The sequence below is a fragment of the Pantoea sp. R102 genome (assembly GCF_004916815.1).
Taxonomy (GTDB): domain Bacteria; phylum Pseudomonadota; class Gammaproteobacteria; order Enterobacterales; family Enterobacteriaceae; genus Pantoea; species Pantoea dispersa.
Map to the genome: position 1 here is coordinate 1 of NZ_SDFT01000093.1, position 21,750 is coordinate 21,750.

The window sequence follows — 21,750 nt, forward strand, 5'->3', positions numbered from 1 at the left end:
TTCATGCCCAACGGCGCTGACGATCGGCAGGCGGCTGGCAAAGATGGCCCGCGCCACGCGCTCGTCGTTAAAACTCCACAGATCTTCCAGTGAACCGCCGCCGCGCCCGACGATCAGCACGTCGCACTCGTCACGCTGGTTGGCCAGCTCGATGGCGCGCACGATGGTGGCGGGCGCATCAACGCCTTGCACTGCGGTCGGATAGATCACCACCGGCAGCGAGGGATCGCGGCGATGCAGCACGCGCAGCACATCGTGCAATGCCGCGCCGGTGGCGGAGGTGATCACACCCACCTGGCGCGCCGGCTCCGGCAGCGGCTGTTTAAACTGCTGGTCGAACAGCCCCTCCGCCGCCAGCCGGGCTTTCAGCTGCTCAAACTGTTGCTGCAGCAGCCCTTCACCGGCCGGATGCATGCTTTCGATAATCAGCTGATAGTCGCCGCGCGGCTCATACAGCGTGATGCTGGCGCGCACCAGCACCTGCTGACCGTGCTGCGGGCGAAAGCTGACGCGTCGATTGCTGTTGCGGAACATGGCACAGCGCACCTGCGCGCCATCGTCCTTCAGAGTGAAGTACCAGTGACCGGAAGCGGGCTGAGTGAAATTGGAAATTTCAGCGCTGAGCCACACTAGGCCCATCTCATTTTCCAGCAGTTGGCGCACCGTGGTGTTCAGGCGGCTGACAGTAAAAATATTGGCGGTTGGCGGTAGCGACATGTGATGAGGATCAAATTTCAAATCAGAGGGTTAATTAACCGATACTACATGCCTGCCCCGGAGGATCAAGACTTTTTCCGAAAAAACACTGGAGGCAACCGATTTCGGCCTGTATAATGCCGCGGCAATATTTTATCTGTTTTAAACGCCCCAGGTGGAGATATTGCAATGTTAAGAATCGCGAAAGAAGCCCTCACATTTGACGACGTCCTGCTCGTTCCCGCTCACTCCACTGTTTTACCTAACACGGCCGATCTCAGCACCCAGCTGACCAAAAACATCCGTCTCAACATTCCTATGCTGTCTGCAGCGATGGACACCGTGACCGAAGCCGGTCTGGCGATTGCGCTGGCGCAGGAAGGCGGTCTGGGCTTTATCCACAAAAACATGTCGATTGAGCGCCAGGCGGATGAAGTTCGCAAGGTGAAAAAACACGAAAGCGGCGTCGTAACGGAGCCACAGACCGTGCTGCCAACCACCACGCTGGCCGAGGTGAAAGAGCTGACCGAACGTAACGGCTTCGCCGGTTACCCGGTGGTTAACGCCGACAACGAGCTGGTGGGCATCATTACCGGTCGTGACGTGCGCTTCGTGACCGATATGACGCTGCCGGTGACCGCGGTCATGACGCCGAAAGAGCGCCTGGTGACGGTGAAAGAGGGTGAAGCGCGTGAAGTCGTGCTGCAGAAAATGCACGAAAAACGCGTCGAGAAAGCGCTGGTTGTTGACGACAGCTTCCACCTGCTGGGCATGATTACCGTTAAAGATTTCCAGAAAGCCGAGCGTAAACCTAACGCCTGTAAAGATGCGCAGGGTCGTCTGCGCGTCGGTGCCGCAGTGGGTGCCGGTGCCGGCAACGAAGAGCGCGTTGATGCGCTGGTCGCTGCGGGCGTTGACGTACTGCTGATCGACTCCTCGCACGGCCACTCCGAAGGCGTGCTGCAGCGTATCCGTGAAACCCGCGCAAAATATCCGGACCTCGAAATCATCGGCGGCAACGTGGCGACCGGTGCAGGCGCACTGGCGCTGGCTAACGCGGGCGTGAGCGCGGTGAAAGTGGGCATTGGCCCGGGCTCCATCTGTACTACCCGTATCGTTACCGGCGTTGGCGTACCGCAGATCACGGCAGTATCCGACGCGGTTGAAGCGCTGGAAGGTACCGGTATTCCGGTCATCGCTGACGGCGGTATCCGTTTCTCTGGCGACATCGCCAAAGCCATCGCCGCGGGTGCGTCGGCGGTAATGGTTGGCTCCATGCTGGCCGGTACCGAAGAATCTCCGGGCGAAATCGAGCTCTACCAGGGCCGTGCGTTCAAATCCTACCGCGGGATGGGTTCACTGGGCGCGATGTCCAAAGGCTCGTCTGACCGCTACTTCCAGAGCGATAACGCCGCCGACAAACTGGTGCCGGAAGGCATCGAAGGGCGCGTTGCCTATAAAGGCCGCCTGAAAGAGATCGTGCACCAGCAGATGGGCGGCCTGCGCTCCTGCATGGGCCTGACCGGTTGCCCGACCATCGACGATCTGCGCACCAAAGCCGAGTTCGTGCGCATCAGCGGCGCCGGCATCAACGAAAGCCACGTGCACGATGTGACCATCACCAAAGAGTCACCGAACTACCGCATGGGTTCATAATCCCGTAAGATTTCCCGCCCGGCTCCAGCCGGGCGCTTTTATTATTAAGTCCATCCCAATGGAAACGCCTCAATGACGACTGAAAATATTCATAAACATCGTATTTTGATCCTCGATTTTGGTTCTCAGTATACGCAGCTGGTCGCGCGCCGCGTGCGTGAGCTGGGCGTCTACTGCGAACTCTGGGCGTGGGATGTCACCGAAGAGCAAATCCGCCAGTTCAACCCGAACGGCATCATCCTGTCCGGTGGTCCGGAAAGCACCACCGAGCACAACAGCCCGCGCGCGCCGGAATATGTGTTCAACGCTGGTGTGCCGGTGCTGGGCGTGTGCTACGGCATGCAGACCATGGCGATGCAGCTGGGCGGTAAGGTTGAAGGCTCGAACGAGCGTGAATTTGGTTATGCACAGGTTGAAGTGACAACCCCGAGCGCGCTGGTGCGTGATATCGAAGATGCCATCAGCGCGGCGGGCAAACCGCTGCTCGACGTGTGGATGAGCCACGGTGACAAAGTCACGGCGATCCCGGCAGACTTCGTGACGGTTGCCAGCACCGAAAGCTGCCCGTTTGCCATCATGGCTAACGAAGAGAAGCGTTTCTACGGCGTGCAGTTCCACCCGGAAGTGACGCACACCCGTCAGGGCCTGCGCATGCTGGAGCGTTTTGTGCGCGACATCTGCGGCTGTGAAGCGCTGTGGACGCCAGCAAAAATCATCGAAGATGCGGTAGAGCGCATCCGTGAGCAGGTAGGTGAAGACCGTGTGATTCTCGGCCTGTCCGGCGGCGTGGACTCATCCGTGACCGCGATGCTGCTGCACCGCGCGATTGGCGAGCGCCTGACCTGTGTGTTCGTCGATAACGGACTGCTGCGTCTGAATGAAGCTGAGCAGGTGATGGACATGTTCGGGGACCACTTTGGTCTGAACATCGTGCACGTTGCGGCAGAAGGGCGCTTCCTCGACGCGCTGGCGGGCGAGAACGATCCGGAAGCCAAACGTAAGATCATCGGCCGCGTATTCGTAGAAGTGTTTGACGAAGAAGCACTGAAGCTGACCGACGTGAAATGGCTGGCGCAGGGCACCATCTATCCGGACGTGATTGAGTCGGCGGCTTCAGCTACCGGTAAAGCGCACGTAATCAAATCGCACCACAACGTGGGCGGTCTGCCGAAAGAGATGAAGATGGGCCTGGTTGAGCCGCTGAAAGAGCTGTTCAAAGATGAAGTGCGTAAAATCGGTCTGGAACTCGGCCTGCCTTACGACATGCTGTACCGCCATCCCTTCCCGGGCCCGGGTCTGGGCGTGCGCGTACTGGGTGAAGTGAAGAAAGAGTACTGCGACCTGCTGCGCCGTGCCGATGCCATCTTTATCGAAGAGCTGCGCAAAGCCGATCTGTACAACAAAGTCAGCCAGGCCTTTACCGTGTTCCTGCCGGTGCGCTCCGTCGGCGTGATGGGCGATGGCCGTAAATACGACTGGGTGGTTTCCCTGCGTGCTGTCGAAACCATCGACTTCATGACGGCCCACTGGGCGCACCTGCCGTACGACTTCCTCGGCCGCGTCTCTAATCGCATCATCAACGAAGTGAACGGCATCTCACGCGTGGTTTATGACATTTCAGGTAAACCGCCTGCGACGATTGAGTGGGAATAACGCCCGCACTGGCAACCGCCAGCACCTGAAGCTTCAAAGCCCGCGTAACTGCGGGCTTTTTTATCCTGCCATCTTTCGCATCGCCCGATCCGCGCAGAATTCAGATACAGCGCCTACAGCCGCGCCGCCTGTTGTTCAATAAATTCCCTGAACCACTGCTGGGCGAGATGCGCGTCGCTGCGCCGGTGCCAGATCAGGTTGAACACCATTTCGGGCAACGACAGCGGTGGAGGGAACAGCACCAGCTGGCGACTGGCCTGCGCATGCAGCGCCACGCGCTTCATCACGGTCGCCGTCATGTGGGTTTGCGCCACGATAGACGGCACCGTAAACATCTGCTGGACCGTCAGCCCCAGCCGGCGCTTTTTACCCTGCTGCGCCAGCACCTGATCAACCAGGCCGTACAGTTCACCTTCCGGCGAGACCAGAATATGCGGCAGCGCCAGGTAGCTTTCCATGTCCATGCCGCGTCTGGCCGCCGGATGGTTGCTGGCGACGATGGTGACGAATTCGTCGCGCAATACCGGCCGGGAGATGATGCGGCTATCGCTGTGCGTAGGCATGACGCCGATGGCGACATCAATCGCGCCGGCATCTAACAAATCGACCGCGTGATCGCGGTTGGTAAACGCCTGCACATTCAATGACACGCCGGGGGCGGCGTCCTGTAGCGCCTGCATTAACGAAGGCAGCAACACGAAAGCCGGATACTCCGACACGCCCAGTTTGAAGTTTATTTGCGCTTTTTCCGCTGCAAATACGGGCTTTGCCACCAGCGTCGCTTCGAGCTGGCGCAACGCCCCGGCGATGGGGCCGGACAGATCGCGCGCACGCGCGGTTGGCAGTAAACCCTCCGCGCTGCGCATGAACAGCGGGTCACCGAACAGGGTGCGTAATCGCGACAAAGCGGCACTCATTGCCGGCTGGCTGACGCCCACCTGGGTTGCCGCCCGCGTGACGTTGCGTTCGTTCATCAGCGCGTCAAAAGCCACTAACAGATTGAGATCGATGCCATGAAAATCCATACGGCAAATAATCACTCATATTGAATATTTGTTGGACGAATTGTAGGGCGCTGCGCAAAATTCCACAACCAACCCTCACCTGAAAGTGAATAACGATGAATCCAGCAGCAGAATCAGAATACGTACAACGTCTGAAAATTGAACGACAGGCGGTAGAGACGCTCTATCAGGCCTTCAGCGACAACAACCCCGATCTGGTCGATAGCGTGCTGGCACCGTCATGGGAAGACATTCCGCTGGCACCGGGACAGGCGCCCGGGCCGGAAGGCATCAAGCCGATCATTCGCATGCTGGCGCAGGCTTTTCCGGACGTGCAGATCGTGGTGCATGACATGATTCAGGAACCGGGCCGCATCGCGGCGCGGGCGGAAATCAGCGGCACCCATCTCGGCGAAATTTTCGGTATCGCGCCGACCGGCAAGAAAGTGAGCTTCCGTCTGCATGAGTTCCATGCGCTGGAGGACGGCCGTCTGATCACCACCTGGCACATGGAGGATTGGTTTGGCCTGTTCCTCCAGCTTGGCCAGTTTCCGCCACAAGCCTGAATCAGACCGGAGAGTTGATAATGAAAGCAGCATTGATTGATACGTTTGGCACCGCCGATGTGCTGACGATTGGCGAACGTCAACTTCGCGCCGCCAGTCCGGATGAGGTGACGGTGCAGGTTGAAGCGGCGAGCGTTAATCCGCTGGATGTGAAAATCATCTCAGGGCATATGCAGCAGGTTTTCCCGGTGGACCTGCCTTACGTGCCGGGCATGGATTTCTGCGGCGTGATTACAGCAGCTGGCGAGCGCGTTAGCCATTTAATACCGGGCGATCGCGTATTCGGGCGCACGCCACCTGGCGCAGGCGGGGCTTTTGCCCAAAGCCTGGTGATCGCCGCCGATGACGTATGCCTTGTCCCGGCAGCGATGAGCGCCGAACAGGCCGCGGCGCTGCCTACCGCGTTTGGCTCCGCGCAGCAGGCATTGTTCGATGTGGGTCAGCTGCAGCGCGGCGAGCGCGTGCTGATTCACGCCGCAGCGGGTGGCGTCGGCAGCATGGCCGTCCAGCTGGCGCATCAGGCGGGCGCTTATTTCATCGCCACGGCATCGGCGAAAAACCACGCGCTGGTGACCAGTCTGGGTGCCGATGAAGTGATTGACTACCGCACGCAGGACTTCGCAACAACGCGCGATATCGACCTGGTGATAGACAGCGTCGGCGGCGAAACGCTGAGCCGCTCCTGGTCCGTGCTGCGCGCCGGCGGGCGCATTGCCACGCTGGTGGAGTTTGGCATCACGCCCGTCGGCGGCCAGCACGGCGAGTTTGTCTTCTTCGCCAGCGCGACGCCGTATCTTGCCCGGGCGAGCAGCCTGTTCCAGGCCGGGCAGTTACAGGTCATCACCGACGCTATCTTTTCGCTGGATGATGCACGCTCCGCGCTGGAGAAGGTGGCGACCGGCCATGCGCGCGGCAAAGTGATTATCCGCGCCAACCCTTAACGCCTGGCGTCATGTCGCAGTAAAAACGCGCCCGCTACCCCGCGGGCGTTTGTTTACCGGTCTGTCGCAGGGGATAAGGATGTGTTAATAATCTGGCGTTAACGGCAGAGGCTTCAGGAGGAAACGTGCTGTTTAATTTCAGAGCCGCGGGCAAGCGCGCACCACCTGGCAAACGCTCGCTGACTTCCATCATCATTCTCTATCTTGTGATGCTGTGCGGTACGGCTTTTCTCGCGTTTCTGCCGCTGATCTGCGCGATGGGCGCGGGATATGTCGCCAGTCTGGCGGGCTGCCAGCTGGACGAAGGCAACGTGCATCCCTGTTACATCCTGGGAGAAGATCGCGGCCAGTTGTTATATGAGTTAGGCGTCATGGGCTGGTTTCTGCTCGGCACGATTCCCCTGGGTGGGATACTGTTGTTACTCGCGACGCTCACCTTCATCGTTCAGCTGGTGGGCTATTACCGGCAAACACGCGCTGAGGATAATCGGTAATTTGCGTCAGCTCTGTTCCGCACAAATCTCCAGGCAAAACCCGAGAAATGCCTCCACCGCCGCCGGGGCCAGACGGCGCGAAGGCCGGGTGATAAACAGCGGATAGGTTTCGTCAGGCCAGTCGGGGAAAAGTTCGACCAGTTCACCGCTGGCGATCAGATGTTGCACGCTCAGCGCCAGCACCTGGGCTACGCCGGCACCGCCGACGCACGCCTGTACCATTAAATCCGGATCGGTGGTGGTCAGATGGCCGTGGGTGGCGACCGTCAGCCGCTGCGTGCCACGATGAAACTCCCAGCTAAAGGGCTTATTGCTGCGCGGATCGATGTATTGCAGACAATTGTGCTCAGTCAGCTGCTGCGGCTGCGTCGGGCGGCCACAGCGCGCCAGATAGTCCGGGGCGGCCACCGTCAGGACGCGCGTTTGTAACAGCAGGCGTGAGGTCATAGTGGACGGCGGCTGCGGCCCGAAACGCACCGCAACATCAATACCTTCTGCTACCAAATCGCCCACATCGGGCTGCTGCAAAATCGTCAGTTCCAGATGCGGATAACGGGCACGCAGCAGCGGCAGCTTTGCCGCCAGCACATAGCGGGAAAACAGCGGATTGAGGCTCACGCGCAGCGTACCGCGCACCGTCACGGCGGCGCCGGAAACGTAGTTTGCTGCTTCTTCAATCCCTTCCAGATGCGGCGCCGCCCGCTCATACAGGCTGGCACCTTCGCTGGTGAGATGCAGGGTGCGGGTGGTGCGATCCAGCAGGCGCACGCCGAGACGCTGTTCCAGTCGTGAAATCGCCCGGCTGACGCCCGAGGCGGACAACCCCAGCACTTCGCCGGCGCGGCTGAAGCTGCCGGCTTCAACCACGGCTGCCAGCACGCTCATGCCGGATAATAGTCGGCCATCAAAACTCATCCTGTTCTCCATCTTTGATTTTTAGCAAAGATCATTTGCCTGAGCCTACCTTTATCAAAAATGCGCTGCAACTTATTGTGTGCTCCGAAACGCGACCGGCACTGACCGCCGGATTCCTGATCCCTTTTGAGGAGAATGTTATGACTGTACGGCGCACCCTTTTTAAAGGCGGCACTATCCTGACGCTGGACGCCAGCGTGCCCGACCTCGTCTGTGGCGATGTGCTGATTGAGGACGAGCGTATTGCCGCCGTGGGGGAAAACCTTTCCGCCGATGATGCGCAGGTGATTGATGCCCGCGGCCATATCGTGATGCCTGGCCTGGTAGATGCGCATCACCATATGTGGCTCGGTGCGATGCGCCGCCTGATGCCCAACGTTGACGACCTGTTTGCCTATATCGATGTGGTGGCAGAAACGCTCGGCGCGCATTACCGTCCGCTGGATATGTATCTCAGCACCCGGCTGACGGCGCTGGCATGCCTGGATGCCGGCATCACCACGGTGATTGATGCCTGTCACAGTTCACGCAGTCCGGCGCATACCGATGCGGCGCTCGACGCGCTGCAGGAGAGCGGGATTCGTGCGCTGCATATGGTTGGCGCAGCAATGGATAAGCAGGCTTCCAGCGATCATCTGCCGGGCGATCTGGCCCGTCTCGCCAGCCGCTGGAATCACGCCGGCAGCCGTGTGCAGGTTGGCCTGTTTGGCCAGCTCAACCTGGCGTGGTGGCGCGTGGCGCGCGAGCTGGATATGCGCATTCTCACCGAGTTTATTGGTGACCTGGCGCAGCTGCCGGCGGAGTTTGCCGAACCCGGCTTGCTGGGTCCGCACAACATTTTCAACCACTGTACGCGCGTACCGGCGCACACCTGGCAGCAGCTGGCGGACGCGGGCGTCAACATTACCGTGAATCCGCGTTCGGATGCGCTGTTTGGTTTCGACGACGACAGCTTTGCCTGGCAGCAGGCGGTCGATCGCGGAATGACGCCGGCGCTCGGTATCGATCTCGATACTGCCTTCGGCAGCGATCTGTTCGGTGAAATGCAGGCGCTGTTTAACCAGCAGCGCTCAGCGATGCGCTATCGCCGCTTCCGGGGCGAAAGCGACGTACCGGCACCGATTAGCGTGGAAGCCGTACTGCAGTCGGCAACGATTAACGGCGCGCGTGCGGCCGGGCTGGAGCAGCAAACGGGCACGCTCACGCCAGGTAAACAGGCCGACGTCATTATGCTGCGCACCGATGGTATCGGCGTTTTCCCGCTGACCAGCGTGACGGCAACGGTGGTGCAGGCAGTGCAACGTGCCGATGTTGATACCGTGATGGTGGCGGGTGAACTGCGTAAACGTCATGGTCAGTTGCTCAACGTCGATGTGGCACAGCTGAACGCGGAAATCACCGCCTCGCGCGACTATCTGCTGAATGCCAGCGGCTATCACCATCCTTTGTTTGCCTGATTTTCCACAGCGCGGCGGCCTGCCGCGCTGTCTGTTCATTTATGGAGGCTGTTATGTCTGCATTAAGCGCGCAGGCTGAAGCTGCGCATTTGTCGCGACCGGCGACCGGCGTGATTGCCGCGCTGTTTTGTGGTTATCTGGCGGTCGGCTTGCCGCTGCCGGTAATCCCGCTGTTTATCCATCAGCATCTCGGTTTCAGCAACCTGTGGGTCGGGCTGGTGATCGGGATACAGTTTGTTGCCACCGTGCTGACGCGCGGTTACGCCGGTCAACTGACCGATCGCGTTGGCGGTAAGCGCTCGGCGCTGCAGGGCGCGGCGGTGTGTGCGCTGGCTGGCGTGCTCTACTGGCTGGCCGCGCTGCCGGGCTTTTCACCGGCGGTCAGTCTGGCGCTGGTGATTGCCGGACGGCTGGCGGCGGGCATGGGCGAAAGCCAGTTCGTCACCGGCTGCGTGGCCTGGTCAATCGCCTCGGTCGGGCCACAGCGTGCCGGTCTGTCGATGTCCTGGACCGGTATCGCCATGTTTGCCGCGCTGTCGCTCGGTGCCCCTGCCGGTATGATGCTGTATCAGCACGTCGGCTTAGCGGCGGCAATGCTGGCCTGCATCGCGGCTCCGCTGCTGGCGGCGCTCATCGCCACGGCTGCCAGCGGTTATCGCGTGGTCGGGGGAACACGTTTGCCGTTCTATCGGGTGATTGGCCGCATCTGGCGGGAAGGCTGTGGCCTGATGCTGCAAGGCGTCGGACTGGCCGGCCTGACGGCCTTCGCCTCGCTCTACTTCGCCGCGCGTCACTGGCAGCTGGCCGGCTGGGTGATGACCGCGTTTGGCGTTGGTTTTATCGTCGTGCGCCTGGTGCTGGGACATCTGCCGGATCGCATTGGTGGCTACCGCGTGGCGGCTTATTCACTGCTGGTGGAGGCGCTGGGGCAGATGCTGCTGTGGTTTGCGCCTGACGAAACGCTGGCGCTCACCGGCGCGCTGATTACCGGTCTTGGCTGTGCGCTGATCTTTCCCGCCCTCGGCGTGGAAGCGCTGAAACGCGTGCCGCCGGCCAGTCGCGGCAGCGCCATGGGCGCCTTCGTTGCTTTTCTCGACATCGCTTATGGTATTTCCGGACCGATTGCCGGTGCCATCGCCAGCCACTTCAGCTATGCCGCCGTCTATCTGTTTGGTGCGGCCTGTGCACTGCTCGGGGCGCTGCTGGCGCTGACATCGCGCGCCGCTTCACTTCACGCTTAAGGAGTTTTCCATGTCACGTATTTTTATTTCCGGTTCATCCACCGGCCTCGGACTGATGGCGGCTGAACTGCTGGTTGAGCAGGGCCATCAGGTGGTGCTGCACGGACGCAACGCCACGCGTGCCCGCGCCGCGCAGGAGGCGCTACCGCAGGCTGAAGCCGTGGTCAGCGGCGACGTGATAACCATCGCCGGCGCCCGCAGTGTGGCGCAGCAGGTTAATGCGCTCGGCAGATTTGATGCGGTGATCCACAACGTGGCGGTTGGCTATCGCGAGCCTTATCAGTTAACCGCAGATGGCCTGCCGCATCTGTTCGCCATCAACACGCTGGCACCCTATATTCTTACGGCGCTGATTGAACGGCCGCAGCGGCTGATTTACCTCAGCTCCGGCATGCATCATCATGCCGAAGCTAACCTGGATGATATTTTGTGGCAGCGGCGGCGCTGGCACGCTTCGCAGGCTTATGCTGAGAGTAAACTGCATGATGCCATACTGGCGTTTGCCATCGCCCGGCGCTGGCCGCAGGTATACAGCAACGCGCTGGAGCCTGGCTGGGTGCCGACCAAAATGGGCGGTGCCGGGGCACCCGACGATCTTGATCAGGCGCATCGTACCCAGGTGTGGTTAGCCACCGCCGATGAGGCGCGGGTCAGCGGAGAGTATTTTTATCACCGTCAGGCGCTGGCGGCTAATCCGCAGGCGCGCAATCCACGGCTGCAGCAGCAGTTGCTGGCAATATGCGCCGATATCAGCGGTATCGCCCTGCCTGACTAAGGAAAAATCAGCTGACCGGGCACCGCAACGCATTTTTTGTCCACCGCATAGTTGGTGAATACAGACGTTGCCGTTTCGGCGCATCATGGCGGGAGCGTTTTTTCACCACCGGGATGTCCATGCATGTTGCCTGTTAAAGCTGTTTTACTCTCTTTTCTCTGTGTGGTGTTACTGTCGCTGGCGGCCAGCCTGGCGCAGGCGACGCGCAGCGGTGAGTTCACCACCGAACGCGGTGGCTGGGCGACGGCGCGCCGTGATTCGGCCGGGCTGGCACCGGATCCGCAGCGCTTCGCCAGTGAGGCGATTGTGCAGGTGTATGCTGCGCCGACCTACGGCTGGAAAGGTGCGGTGGCCGTACATCCGTGGATTATCTTTAAGCGCGCCGGAGAAACCCGCTACAACCGCTATGAGGTGATCAGCTGGGGCAGCGGCGATAAAGTGCGGCGCAACAGCAATCTGCCGGACGGCTACTGGTACGGTGCGCGTCCGCGTTTGCTGGTGTCACATCGCGGTGCGGCTGCGCAGGCGATGATCCCGCAGATTGAAGCGGCGATTCAATCCTATCCGTGGCCCAACACCTATCATGCGTGGCCGGGCCCCAACAGCAACACCTTCCTCGCTCACATTGGCCGTGAAGTGCCGGCGCTGAAGCTCGATTTGCCCGCCAATGCCATCGGTAAGGATTTCCGTTCGCTGCTGCATCCGCTTGGCCTGCCGCCATCCGGGCGCGGCGTGCAGCTGTCGCTGCTCGGCGTGCTGGGCGTCACGCTGGGTGCGGAAGAGGGCGTGGAGGTGAATCTGCTGGGACTGAATCTGGGGCTGGATTTCACCCCGCTGCGTCTGCGGCTGCCGTTTATCGGCGGGGTGGGGCAGGATAATTTACAGAAGGATAAGCCCTGAAACAGCGCCGCGCCGCGACAGCATCGGTTCGCGGGCGGCGCGGGCTCGCAGCCGTTAACAGACGCCGAAATCCCCGTCTTCATGATAGAGATTGACGCTGTCGGCCTTCACCTCGATCTCTTTTTTGATCGGATCGTCAACGCGTGCGCACCACAGCGTATCGCCCGCAACGCGCAGCACCTGCATTTTTGGACCACCGGTTTTCGCCTGCACAAAATCATCCACGTTAAACATCACTGCTCTCCAGCTGATTAGGGATCAACGCTGATTGTAGCTGCGCTTTAGTGGCCGTGCAGCAGAAACAGCGTGGCCAGACCGAGGAAGATAAAGAAGCCGCCGGTATCGGTGATGGCAGTGATCAGCACGCTGGAGCCGACAGCCGGGTCGCGTTTGAGTTTGGTCATAATCAGCGGAATCAGCACGCCCATCAGCGCCGCCAGCAGCAGATTCAGCACCATCGCCAGCATCATCACGCCGCCCAGTTGCAGGTTGTCGTACATCAGCCAGGTCACGCCGCCCATGATGCCGCCCCAGAACAGGCCGTTAAGCAGCGCCACGCCCAGTTCGCGCGCAATCAGAAACGAAAAGTTGCCGGGTTCAACCTGATGCAGCGCCAGCGCGCGCACGATCATGGTGATGGTCTGATTGCCGGTGTTACCGCCAATGCCGGCGACAATCGGCATCAGCGTGGCCAGCGCCACCAGCTGCGAAATGGTGTCCTCAAACAGACCAATGACGCGCGAGGCGATAAACGCCGTACACAGGTTAACGGCCAGCCAGGTCCAGCGCTTTCTTACCGCTTTGCGCACCGGTGCAAACACGTCCTCGCCCTGGCTGATGCCGCCCATCTTACGGATGTTGCTTTCGTTCTCTTCGTTCACCAGGTCAATGACATCTTCCACGGTGATACGGCCAATCAGCTTGCCTTTGGCATCGGTCACCGCAGCAGAGATCAGGTTATAGCGTTCAAAGGCGCTGGCGGCCTCTTCCGCTTTGTCATCCAGCTGGAAAGTGGTGGGACGCGCGTTCATCACCTCAGCCACCAGCGTTTTAGGTTTGTTGAGCAGGATATCGGTCAGCGCCAGTTCACCCAGTAACTGATTGTGTTCGTCGGTGATAAAGATTTTATCGGTGCCGTCCGGCATGCTTTTGCGCTTGCGCAGAAAGCGTTGCACCGTCGCCAGCGTCACGTCTGAGCGCACGGTCAGGATATTGAAGTCCATCACCTGGCCGACGCGATCGCGATCCAGCTCAATCACGTCCAGCAGCCGGGCGCGCAGGCTGGGGTCGAGTGTGGTGAGCAGGCGGCCGGTGAGATCGCGTGGCAGATAACGCGCCAGATAGACCTGATCGTCAATATCCAGCGGCTCGATGGCACGCAGGATTTCGCGGTCGGTCATCTCTTCCGTCAGGCTGGCCCATACGGTTTCGGAGGCCTCCACCAGCACGCGACCGCGCTGCTCGTAGGGCACCAGCCGCCACAGTGCCAGACGCTCCTCTTCCGGCAGCGCTTCGAGAATGTCCGCGAGGTCGGCGGCGTGCAGCTGCGGCAGTTCATGCTCCAGCTGCTGACGCCAGCCGGTGATTTTGCGCAGTTCGGCGGCATTGAGGTCGACGGATTTATCCAGCAGCACATCGACTAAATCGTGCTCGCTGAGCAGAAGGTGCAGAATTCGCTGGCGGGTTTCTGATAGTTGTTGTGCGTGCGAAGCAGACATAACGCGTCCTTTGTGTCTGTAAAGTCAGGTCAAAGTGTAGCGCGTTGCGGGTAAAGTGGGCGTAACAAGCAGCATTGCCGCGGCGGACAATGTGATGGCAGAGCGACGATGACCCGCAAATTCCTTAGCGCGTCTCGCTGGTGCTCAGTGTGACCGGTTCAGGTGCGGCTTTCTTTTGCTGATGATGCTCGATGGCACCGGGAATAATGAAAATCAGACGGCCAACCAAAATAAAGAAACTGATCAGCAAAACAATGCGGGTCATGGTACCGGTTTTGGGACGTCTTCGTGCAGAGATGGCGCTATTCACGCGGGGTGGTTCCTGTCAAAGCCCGGCTGGGCGGTGGCAACATTTAGTCACAACCCGACCGGGAGGTCAACCGCTGCGTGAAAAATGAGCAGAAAAGGTTAAGGTTGCTTTGATCGATATCAGCCGCCGGGCGAAGCGTGCGTCATCGACTCTGCAGGGGCGCCATTGATGACGACCAAAACCCGCATGATGTGACTCATGCCAGTTATCCTTTGAATTGGTTCAAAAACGAGGCACTTTTCGTCGCGGCGCAATTTATTGCGCGATGAATCGCGCCGCTACGATAGGGTGCGGCTTGCGTTTTCGTCACCGAACGGCATCACGCCATTGATGGCGACCGAAAGCCGCATACTTTCACCAACCGCACTAATCCGTTGTAGGGTCGCCATTGATGGCGACCGGACCATCTTGTTGCCAGACATCAGTAGCTGGCTTTCTGCGCCAGCAGGGTAGCGAAGCGATACTTAATGCGCTGACCGTGTTCATCGCGGCGATGCAGTTCACCGACCTCTTCGTTGTACTTCACGATGTGCCAGTTACGGTAATAATGGCTCAGCTCGCCCGATTTAAAGGTAAACGGAAAGTTTTGCGTGTTGGGATAATCGTCGGTGCTCATCGCCGCCACAATCAGGTTGTAACCGTACTTGCGCGTGCTGGCCTGCATATCGGCGATCAGCTGCGGAATGGTCGCCGGCTGCAGGAACATCATCACCACGGTAGAAAACACAAACTGGTAATCACCGTTGAAACGCACCTGATTCAGGTCGCACTGTTCGGTATGTATCTGCTGCAGCTGCTCTTCCGCGATGATGCTGTTAAGGCGTTCCAGACTCTGCGGATTGTTGTCCCAGGCGGTAACAGTAAAACCGTGCTGATTAAGCAGCAGGCTGTTGCGGCCCTGGCCGCAGCCGAGGTCCAGCGCGTTACCCACTGCCAGTTTTGGCAGCGCGGCCAGCACTTCGGAGTGGGGCGGCGTCAGGCCGTATTTCTCCGCAAAATAGTTATCGGGGCGTGTTGTCATAGTGCTATTGCGGGCCTGAAGCCCGCGTTACTCCTCTTCCAGCATCAGTTTCCAGCCGGTGACGTCATTCCAGTAAGCCTGCTCCCGCTCCAGATCCAGCTGAACCAGCGTGTTCTGGCTGAGGAAACCGGCCGGGAAGGTCAGCGTCCAGTGACCATCGTCGGTGCTCAGCTTCAGCGTGTCGGGGCGCGTGGTGGCCTGACGCTGATTGTTCAGCAGGGTGCCGAGCCGCAGCAGGAAGATCATCGGCAGGAACTGTTTCTTTTTAAACAAGGTGAAACGTGGCATCTCATCCTGCTTCACCGCTTTACGGTGGAAGCGTACCAGCGTGGCCAGCAGCATCTGTTGATCCTGATTAAAGCCCGGCATATTGGAGTTCTGCAGGATGTAGGCCGAATGGCGCTGCATACCGCTGTGGTTGATGGTCAGCCCGACTTCGTGCAGCAGCGCTGCCCACTTCATCAGCGCCGTCAGCTGGGGATTAGCCAGCTTCGGGTTCTGCTCCAGCCACTGGCTGTACAGCTGTTCGGTGGTTTCCAGCACGCGGCGTGCCTGGTCGCTGTCGATGGCGTAATGATTTGCCAGGCTCTGCGCGGTACGGCTGCGGATATCCTGATGACGGAAGCGGCCCTCCATCTCATACAGCACGCCTTCACGCAGCGCGCCATCCGACAGTCGCAGCTCGCGAATGGCCAGCGCGTCAAACACGCCACACAGAATCGCCAGCCCCGGCACAAACACTGCCTTGCGCTCATCCGACAGCCCCGGCAGGCTCAGGGCAGCAAAGGATTTGTGCTTCAGCACTTCGCTCACCAGCATGTCGAGGTTTTCCGGCGTCACGCGCTTCTCTTTCTCGCCCATCGCCAGCAGCACTTCACAGGCCGCTTTGATACTGCCGGACGCGCCCAGCGCATACTGCCAGCCCTGCAGACGGTACTGCCACGCCAGCGTTTCCAGCTTTTGCGCGGCGGCCAGCCGGGCGCGACGGAAATTGTCCTGGCTAATCTCGCCTTTCGGGAAGTAGAGGTTGGCGAAGCTGACGCAGCCCATGCGGCGACTCTCCACCAGCTGCGGCTCAAAATCTTCGCCGATCACCAGCTCGGTCGAACCGCCGCCGATATCAATCACCAGCTTGCGGCCTTTCTCCGGCTGCGTGTGCTCAACGCCCATAAAGATCAGGCGCGCCTCTTCATTGCCGGAAATCACCTCGATCGGATAAGGGATGACCTCCGCAGCGCGCTGCAGAAACTCTTCCGCGTTGGAGGCGATGCGCAGCGTGTGCGTACCGACGATGGTGACGTTGGCGGCGCTGAACCCCTGCAGGCGCTCGGCAAACAGCGCCAGGCAGCTCAGCCCGCGCTCCATCGCCTCTTCGCTCAGGCGATTTTGCGCATCCAGCCCGTCGGCGAGGTGCACGCGCTGTTTCAGGCGTCCCAGCACCTGCATGGCGCCATCCACCACACGGGCAATCACCATGTGGAAGCTGTTCGAGCCGAGATCGATGGCGGCGAATTCCTGCGGTTTCGGCGTACTTTTATGGGAGATTGGCATAGGCGTTATTCGGGTTGTTCCAGTTTCTTGATGTAATCGTAAATCGCCAGCTGCGAGCGCACCTTCTTGCGATTGCCGCGCGGAACATAACGGTTACTCAATTCTTTGTCTACGATGCGGGCTTTTACCGTATCACTTAACAGAATGGCAATGATATCCAGTATGCGCTGTTTCAGGCGCGGATCGAGCACCGACACCGCCACTTCGATACGATAATCGATGTTGCGCGTCATCCAGTCCGCCGACGACAGGAATACTTTTTTATCGCCGCCGCTTTCAAAAATATAGACGCGGTCGTGCTCAAGGTAGCGGTCAACGATACTGGTGATGCGAATATTTTCACTGATGCCCGGCAAATCGGGGATCAGCGAGCACATGCCGCGCACCAGCAGGTTGATCTTCACGCCAGCCGATGAGGCGGCATACAGCCGATCCACCAGACCATTGTCCACCAGGTTGTTGATTTTCAGCGTAATGCCGGAAGGGTTGCCCTGCTGCGCGTTGGCAATCTCGTTATCAATCAGCTGATACAGCATGGCGCGCGAGTTTTGCGGCGACACCATCAGGTGTTCGAACGTTACCGGGCGATACGGGTTTTCGATAAAGTTAAATACGCGCCGGACTTCGTTGGTGATGCGCGCGTCGGCGGTCAGCAGCGAATAGTCAGTGTAAATACGCGCGGTTTTTTCGTTGAAGTTGCCGGTACCGATGTGGGCGTAACGCACCACTTCCTCACCCTCGCGGCGGGAGATCAGGAACAGCTTGGCGTGAATCTTCAGGCCGGGCGCTGAGAAGATCACATGCACGCCCGCTTCGGTCAGCCGCTTCGCCCAGCGAATGTTGGCTTCTTCATCAAAGCGCGCCTGTAGCTCGACCACCACCGTGACCTTTTTACCGTTGTAGGCGGCGTGGATCATCGCATCCATAATGCGCGAATTCTTGGCCACGCGGTAAATGTTGATCTTGATGGCCAGCACGTTCGGGTCGAATGACGCCTGACGCAGCAGCTCCAGCACGTGCTCAAAGGTGTGGTACGGATAGTAAAGCAGCACATCGCGGTTGCGGATGGCATCAAAGCCGTTGCGGAAGCCATCAAAACCGATATGACGAATCTGCGGCAGCGGGCGATTTTCCAGGTTGGCTTTGCCCACGTTCGGGAAGCCGATGAAATCTTTGAAGTTATGATAACGGCCGCCCGGCACAATCGAGTCGTAGCTGGAGATCGACAGCTTATGGCGCAGCATTTCCACCATCGCATCGGGCATATCGCGCTGATAGACAAAGCGCACCGGCTCAGCGGTCAGGCGCTGTTTCAGGCTGGAGGACATCAGCTCCAGCAGGCTGGATTCCATCTCCGTGACCAGGTCGTACTCGGCGTCGCGCGTCATTTTCATTGAGTAGGCGTTCAGCGCGTCGTAATCAAAGAAGCCTTTAAAAATCTCATCAAGGCAGTAGCGCAGAATGTTATCCAGCAGAATCATGGGCTTGCGACGGCGCGGCGATTCTGCCGGCAGATTCACAAAGCGCGGCACTTTATCGGACGGGATCTCCAGCAGGGCGTAACGGATTTCTTCGCCGCGGATAATCTCCACCGCCAGATAGGTGTAGTCGTCTTTCAGGAACTCAATCAGGTCGGTGTCGTGGTTGATCAGAATGGGCGTGACGTGCTGGCGCAGCTGATGCTTGAAGTAGTAGCGCAGCCACTCCTGCTGATTGGGTGACAGCTGGCGCTCGTTGATCAGGAAAATCTGGTTGCGCGCCATCTCCAGCAGCAGATCGTTATACAGCGCATCGAACTCCTGATCCGATTTCTGTACCCGCAACTGAATCTTTTTCAGCAAATGGCGCAGGGTGGTGGGCGTCCCCTGTTCTTCGCCAATCAGAATGCGGCGCTTGAGATCGGCAAAGCGCACTTTGTAAAACTCTTCCAGGTTGTTGGAATAGATGCCGAGAAAACGCATGCGCTCAATGAGCGGATTGCTTTTATCAGCGGCTTCCTGCAGCACGCGTTCGTTGAAGGTTAACCAGCTTAGTTCTTTTTCTATATACAGCTTTTCCTGACCCATTCTGACTCCGTGATGCTGTTGCTGGACGGAATGTCCGGCGGAATAAACGCAAAATTGCGGTTCCGCTCAGTGTCCTCCACCATTATGGCGAGAGTATGGCAGCCTTGTCCAACCTCAACAGTTGTCTTATCAATCAGCTACGGGCAACATAGCGGCATAACTTCAAGGGTAACTCTGGCCTGCATGAGCATAAATCGTATTCCTGTCCACTTTAGTGACCGTCGTCGACGCGCCATCGATCAGTTCGTGCGCCGCATCGTCACGGCCTGCGGTGTGGGAATTTTACTGCTGATGCTGCTGCTGTTCTTCTGGCTGATCTGGGTGGTGATGCCGCTGTTCAGCGCGCCGGGCATGCAGCCGACGCTCAGTCAGCAGCTGTGGGACAAAGCCCCGGCGCTGGCGCTGGGCAGTGAAGGCCAGCTCGGCTGGCGCATCAGCCGCAACGAAGCGCGCTTTATTCCGCTCGACGGCCAGCCAGCAGGCGACGCGCTGGCGCTGAACGGCCAGCCGCAGGCGGCAGTGACCAGCAGCGACGGCAACAGCGTATTGCTCAATATGCAGGGCGATCTGTTGCTGATGCAACCGCTCATCCACGGCCAGCACGGTGAATGGTATTTCCCGCTGGGCGATCGGCCGCTGCATCTGCCGCAGGGCGCGGTCAGCCAGATGGCGCTGGCAGTGCCGGGCGATCACCAGTGGCGCATCGCCGCGCAAACGCCGGCCGGTATCAGCCTGCTGACCTTTGCCGGCCAGAAACGCGTCGACCAGATTGTATTGCCCGGTGAGCAGGCCGACCTGATGCGGTTGTCGCCGGACGGCACGCTGCTGTACACCAGTACCGGACGGCTATTGCGGGTGTGGCAGATTACGTCGCAGGGCGCGCAGCTGCGGGAAACCCAGACGCTGACTCAGCAACCGCGCAGCCTGCAACTGCTGGCGGGCGGGCGCAGCTTACTGATTCAGGATGCGCGTGGCATTCAGCAATGGTTTGCCATCACCGGTGACCACGGGCCACGGCTGCAGCAGATTCACACCTTCACGCACAGCGCGGGTGTGCTCGGCATCGTGCCTGAGGCGCAGCGGCGCGTTTTTGCCAGCTTTGACGCGCAGGGCGTGGTGCGCCTGTTCGCCAGCAAGCAGGCGGGCCCGATTGTCACGCGCCAGCTGGCCGCGGGCATCAGCGCACTGGCGTTGTCTCCGCGCGGCGATAGCCTGATCGTCGAACGTGCCGGACAGTGGCAGCAATTCGCGCTGGATAATCCGTGGCCCGATTTCAGCTGGCGCAATCTGTGGCAGAAAATCTGGTATGAAAACTATCCGCAGCCGGACTGGGTATGGCAGTCCACCGCCGCCGGCGACAGCTATCAGGCCAAATTCAGCCTGATGCCGCTGGTGATCGGCACGCTGAAAGCAGCGTCGCTGGCGCTGCTGTTTGCCACGCCGCTGGCGCTGGCGGCGGCAATGTATACCGCATGGTTTATGTCGCCGGGCCTGCGCCGCTGGGTCAAGCCGGGCATTGAAATGATGGGCGCGCTGCCGAGCGTGGTGATTGGCCTGATCGCTGGCGTGTGGCTGGCGCCGCACATCAGCCGCGCGCTGCCTGGCGTGATGCTGCTGCCGCTGGTGCTGGCCGCCACGCTGCTGGTGTGCGGCGTGCTCAGTCCGCGTTTGCCGGCGCGCTGGCGGCGGCCCGGTTTTGAAGTGCTGCTGCTGATGCCGCTGCTGTTACTGGTGACGTTACTGACGCTGTGGCTGCCGACACTGTGGTGGCCACAGATGGGCGAACAGCTGGCGCACTATGAACAGCGTAACCTGCTGGTGGCGGCGCTGGCGATGGGCTTCGCGCTGGTGCCGCTGATCTTTACCCTGGCGGAAGATGCGTTGTTTAGCGTGCCGGTGGCACTGGGGCAGGGCTCGCTGGCGCTGGGCGCGACACCGTGGCAAACCCTGACGCGCGTGGTGCTGCCGGGCGCGTCGGCAGGTATTTTTGCTGCATTGATGATCGGCTTTGGCCGTGCGGTGGGCGAAACCATGATCGTACTGATGGCCACCGGCAACACGCCGGTGAGCGAAGGCGGACTGTTTGCCGGGCTGCGCGCGCTGTCGGCCAATATCGCTATTGAAATGCCGGAAGCCGCGGCGGGCAGCGCCCATTATCGCATCCTGTTTCTCAGTGCGTTGCTGCTGCTGATATTCACGCTGGCGATCAACACCGTGGCGGAACTGATTCGTCAGCGGCTGCGCCAGCGCTACAGTCAGCATGAGGGGCAGGCATGAGCGCGCTGCGTCAAAACGATCGCTGGCGCTGGCTGACTGCCGGTGCGGTCGCCGTCTGCCTGCTGGCATTTACCTTATTAATCGGCCTGCTGGGCTGGCAGGGCGTCAGGGCGTTCTGGCCGCAGCCGGTCGATCAGTATCAGTTCCAGCCGCCGCAGGGGGCACCGCTGATGGTGCTGGGTGAAACGCTGGATCGCCAGCAGCAGGGCGATCGCTGGCGCTACGTAGTGAAAACCGGCAACCGCGATTTTGCCGCGCCGGATTTCCGCGTCATCGTCAGTCAGGGCGAAGCGCAAACCCGACGCCCGGCAGAAGTGCTGGTGCTACAGCGACGCAGTGGCGGCAATGCCTACGGCTGGCTGGTGGAGCTGCGTGAAGACAACGAGGTGCTGACCGCGCGCGACCGCGATGCACTGCTGCAGCAGCGGCTGAAGCAGGTGCATGAGCAGCTGCGCCAGGCGAGCAACATCCGGCGTATTGAAATGGCGCGCCTTAACGCGCAGCTGGAG

The 21,750-nt window shown here is 60.0% G+C and carries 19 protein-coding genes and 1 pseudogene; 11 read left to right on the top strand and 9 right to left on the bottom strand.

Annotated features, from left to right (window positions below):
- Positions 1 to 717, bottom strand: a 717-nt coding sequence (gene xseA / locus ERD80_RS10900; RefSeq protein WP_136546889.1) for an exodeoxyribonuclease VII large subunit, incomplete at its 3' end; no start/stop codon positions are given.
- Positions 718 to 885: 168 nt separating this feature from the next.
- Between xseA and guaB the strand changes: the two genes are divergently transcribed.
- Both guaB and guaA read left to right on the top strand, forming a co-directional pair.
- Complete coding sequence (gene guaB, locus ERD80_RS10905; protein ID WP_021506568.1) at positions 886 to 2,352, top strand: IMP dehydrogenase; 1,467 nt, start codon at positions 886 to 888, stop codon at positions 2,350 to 2,352.
- Between the two features lie 72 nt (positions 2,353 to 2,424).
- Positions 2,425 to 4,005: a glutamine-hydrolyzing GMP synthase gene (gene guaA, locus ERD80_RS10910; RefSeq protein ID WP_021506569.1), complete on the top strand. Its 1,581-nt coding sequence runs from the start codon at positions 2,425 to 2,427 to the stop codon at positions 4,003 to 4,005.
- A 113-nt stretch (positions 4,006 to 4,118) separates the two neighbouring features.
- On the opposite strand, the gene ERD80_RS10915 is transcribed toward guaA, so the two are convergent.
- A complete protein-coding gene (locus tag ERD80_RS10915; RefSeq protein WP_136546891.1) occupies positions 4,119 to 5,030 on the bottom strand; it encodes a LysR family transcriptional regulator in 912 nt (303 codons plus the stop codon).
- A gap of 95 nt (positions 5,031 to 5,125) precedes the next feature.
- On the opposite strand from ERD80_RS10915, the gene ERD80_RS10920 reads away from it, so the two are divergent.
- The 3 genes from ERD80_RS10920 to ERD80_RS10930 all read left to right on the top strand — a co-directional run bounded on the left by ERD80_RS10920 (position 5,126) and on the right by ERD80_RS10930 (position 7,010).
- Positions 5,126 to 5,575, top strand: a complete 450-nt coding sequence (locus ERD80_RS10920; RefSeq protein ID WP_136546892.1) for an ester cyclase — start codon at positions 5,126 to 5,128, stop codon at positions 5,573 to 5,575.
- Positions 5,576 to 5,595: 20 nt separating this feature from the next.
- Entirely contained in the window at positions 5,596 to 6,516 is a 921-nt protein-coding gene (locus ERD80_RS10925) for an NADP-dependent oxidoreductase (RefSeq protein ID WP_136546894.1), read from the top strand.
- 125 nt (positions 6,517 to 6,641) lie between these two features.
- Complete coding sequence (locus ERD80_RS10930) at positions 6,642 to 7,010, top strand: hypothetical protein (protein ID WP_136546896.1); 369 nt, start codon at positions 6,642 to 6,644, stop codon at positions 7,008 to 7,010.
- 6 nt (positions 7,011 to 7,016) lie between these two features.
- On the opposite strand, the gene ERD80_RS10935 is transcribed toward ERD80_RS10930, so the two are convergent.
- Positions 7,017 to 7,925, bottom strand: coding sequence for a LysR family transcriptional regulator (locus tag ERD80_RS10935; RefSeq protein ID WP_136546898.1), 909 nt, complete (start codon positions 7,923 to 7,925; stop codon positions 7,017 to 7,019).
- 140 nt (positions 7,926 to 8,065) lie between these two features.
- Here ERD80_RS10935 and ERD80_RS10940 point away from each other — a divergent pair, with 140 nt between their 5' ends.
- The 4 genes from ERD80_RS10940 (at position 8,066) to ERD80_RS10955 (ending at position 12,298) form a co-directional block, all read left to right on the top strand.
- Positions 8,066 to 9,382 carry an amidohydrolase family protein gene (locus ERD80_RS10940; RefSeq protein ID WP_136546900.1) on the top strand — a complete coding sequence of 439 codons (1,317 nt, stop codon included), beginning with the start codon at positions 8,066 to 8,068 and terminating at the stop codon, positions 9,380 to 9,382.
- Between the two features lie 53 nt (positions 9,383 to 9,435).
- Positions 9,436 to 10,623, top strand: coding sequence for an arabinose transporter (locus ERD80_RS22865; RefSeq protein ID WP_248295852.1), 1,188 nt, complete (start codon positions 9,436 to 9,438; stop codon positions 10,621 to 10,623).
- Positions 10,624 to 10,633: 10 nt separating this feature from the next.
- Entirely contained in the window at positions 10,634 to 11,398 is a 765-nt protein-coding gene (locus ERD80_RS10950; protein ID WP_136546904.1) for an SDR family NAD(P)-dependent oxidoreductase, read from the top strand.
- Positions 11,399 to 11,521: 123 nt separating this feature from the next.
- On the top strand, positions 11,522 to 12,298 hold the full coding sequence (locus ERD80_RS10955) for a DUF3750 domain-containing protein (RefSeq protein ID WP_021506578.1): 777 nt from the start codon (positions 11,522 to 11,524) through the stop codon (positions 12,296 to 12,298).
- Between the two features lie 54 nt (positions 12,299 to 12,352).
- On the opposite strand, the gene ERD80_RS10960 is transcribed toward ERD80_RS10955, so the two are convergent.
- The 6 genes from ERD80_RS10960 to ppk1 form a co-directional block, all read right to left on the bottom strand.
- On the bottom strand, positions 12,353 to 12,532 hold the full coding sequence (locus ERD80_RS10960; RefSeq protein ID WP_010617609.1) for a hypothetical protein: 180 nt from the start codon (positions 12,530 to 12,532) through the stop codon (positions 12,353 to 12,355).
- A gap of 47 nt (positions 12,533 to 12,579) precedes the next feature.
- Positions 12,580 to 14,016: a magnesium transporter gene (gene mgtE, locus ERD80_RS10965; RefSeq protein WP_021506579.1), complete on the bottom strand. Its 1,437-nt coding sequence runs from the start codon at positions 14,014 to 14,016 to the stop codon at positions 12,580 to 12,582.
- Positions 14,017 to 14,140: 124 nt separating this feature from the next.
- Positions 14,141 to 14,326: a YfgG family protein gene (locus ERD80_RS10970; RefSeq protein WP_022548292.1), complete on the bottom strand. Its 186-nt coding sequence runs from the start codon at positions 14,324 to 14,326 to the stop codon at positions 14,141 to 14,143.
- 421 nt (positions 14,327 to 14,747) lie between these two features.
- Positions 14,748 to 15,347 carry a tellurite resistance methyltransferase TehB gene (gene tehB / locus ERD80_RS10975; protein WP_021506581.1) on the bottom strand — a complete coding sequence of 200 codons (600 nt, stop codon included), beginning with the start codon at positions 15,345 to 15,347 and terminating at the stop codon, positions 14,748 to 14,750.
- Between the two features lie 27 nt (positions 15,348 to 15,374).
- The gene (gene ppx / locus ERD80_RS10980; RefSeq protein ID WP_136546906.1) at positions 15,375 to 16,898 is read right to left on the bottom strand and encodes an exopolyphosphatase; all 1,524 of its coding nucleotides are present in this window, start codon (positions 16,896 to 16,898) and stop codon (positions 15,375 to 15,377) included.
- A 5-nt stretch (positions 16,899 to 16,903) separates the two neighbouring features.
- Complete coding sequence (ppk1, locus tag ERD80_RS10985) at positions 16,904 to 18,964, bottom strand: polyphosphate kinase 1 (RefSeq protein ID WP_021506583.1); 2,061 nt, start codon at positions 18,962 to 18,964, stop codon at positions 16,904 to 16,906.
- A 183-nt stretch (positions 18,965 to 19,147) separates the two neighbouring features.
- Between ppk1 and ERD80_RS10990 the strand changes: the two genes are divergently transcribed.
- Positions 19,148 to 21,241: an ABC transporter permease subunit gene (locus ERD80_RS10990; protein WP_136546908.1), complete on the top strand. Its 2,094-nt coding sequence runs from the start codon at positions 19,148 to 19,150 to the stop codon at positions 21,239 to 21,241.
- Positions 21,238 to 21,750, top strand: a pseudogene (locus ERD80_RS10995) (phosphate ABC transporter, permease protein PstA); the annotation flags it as partial. The gene ERD80_RS10990 and the pseudogene ERD80_RS10995, both read left to right, overlap by 4 nt.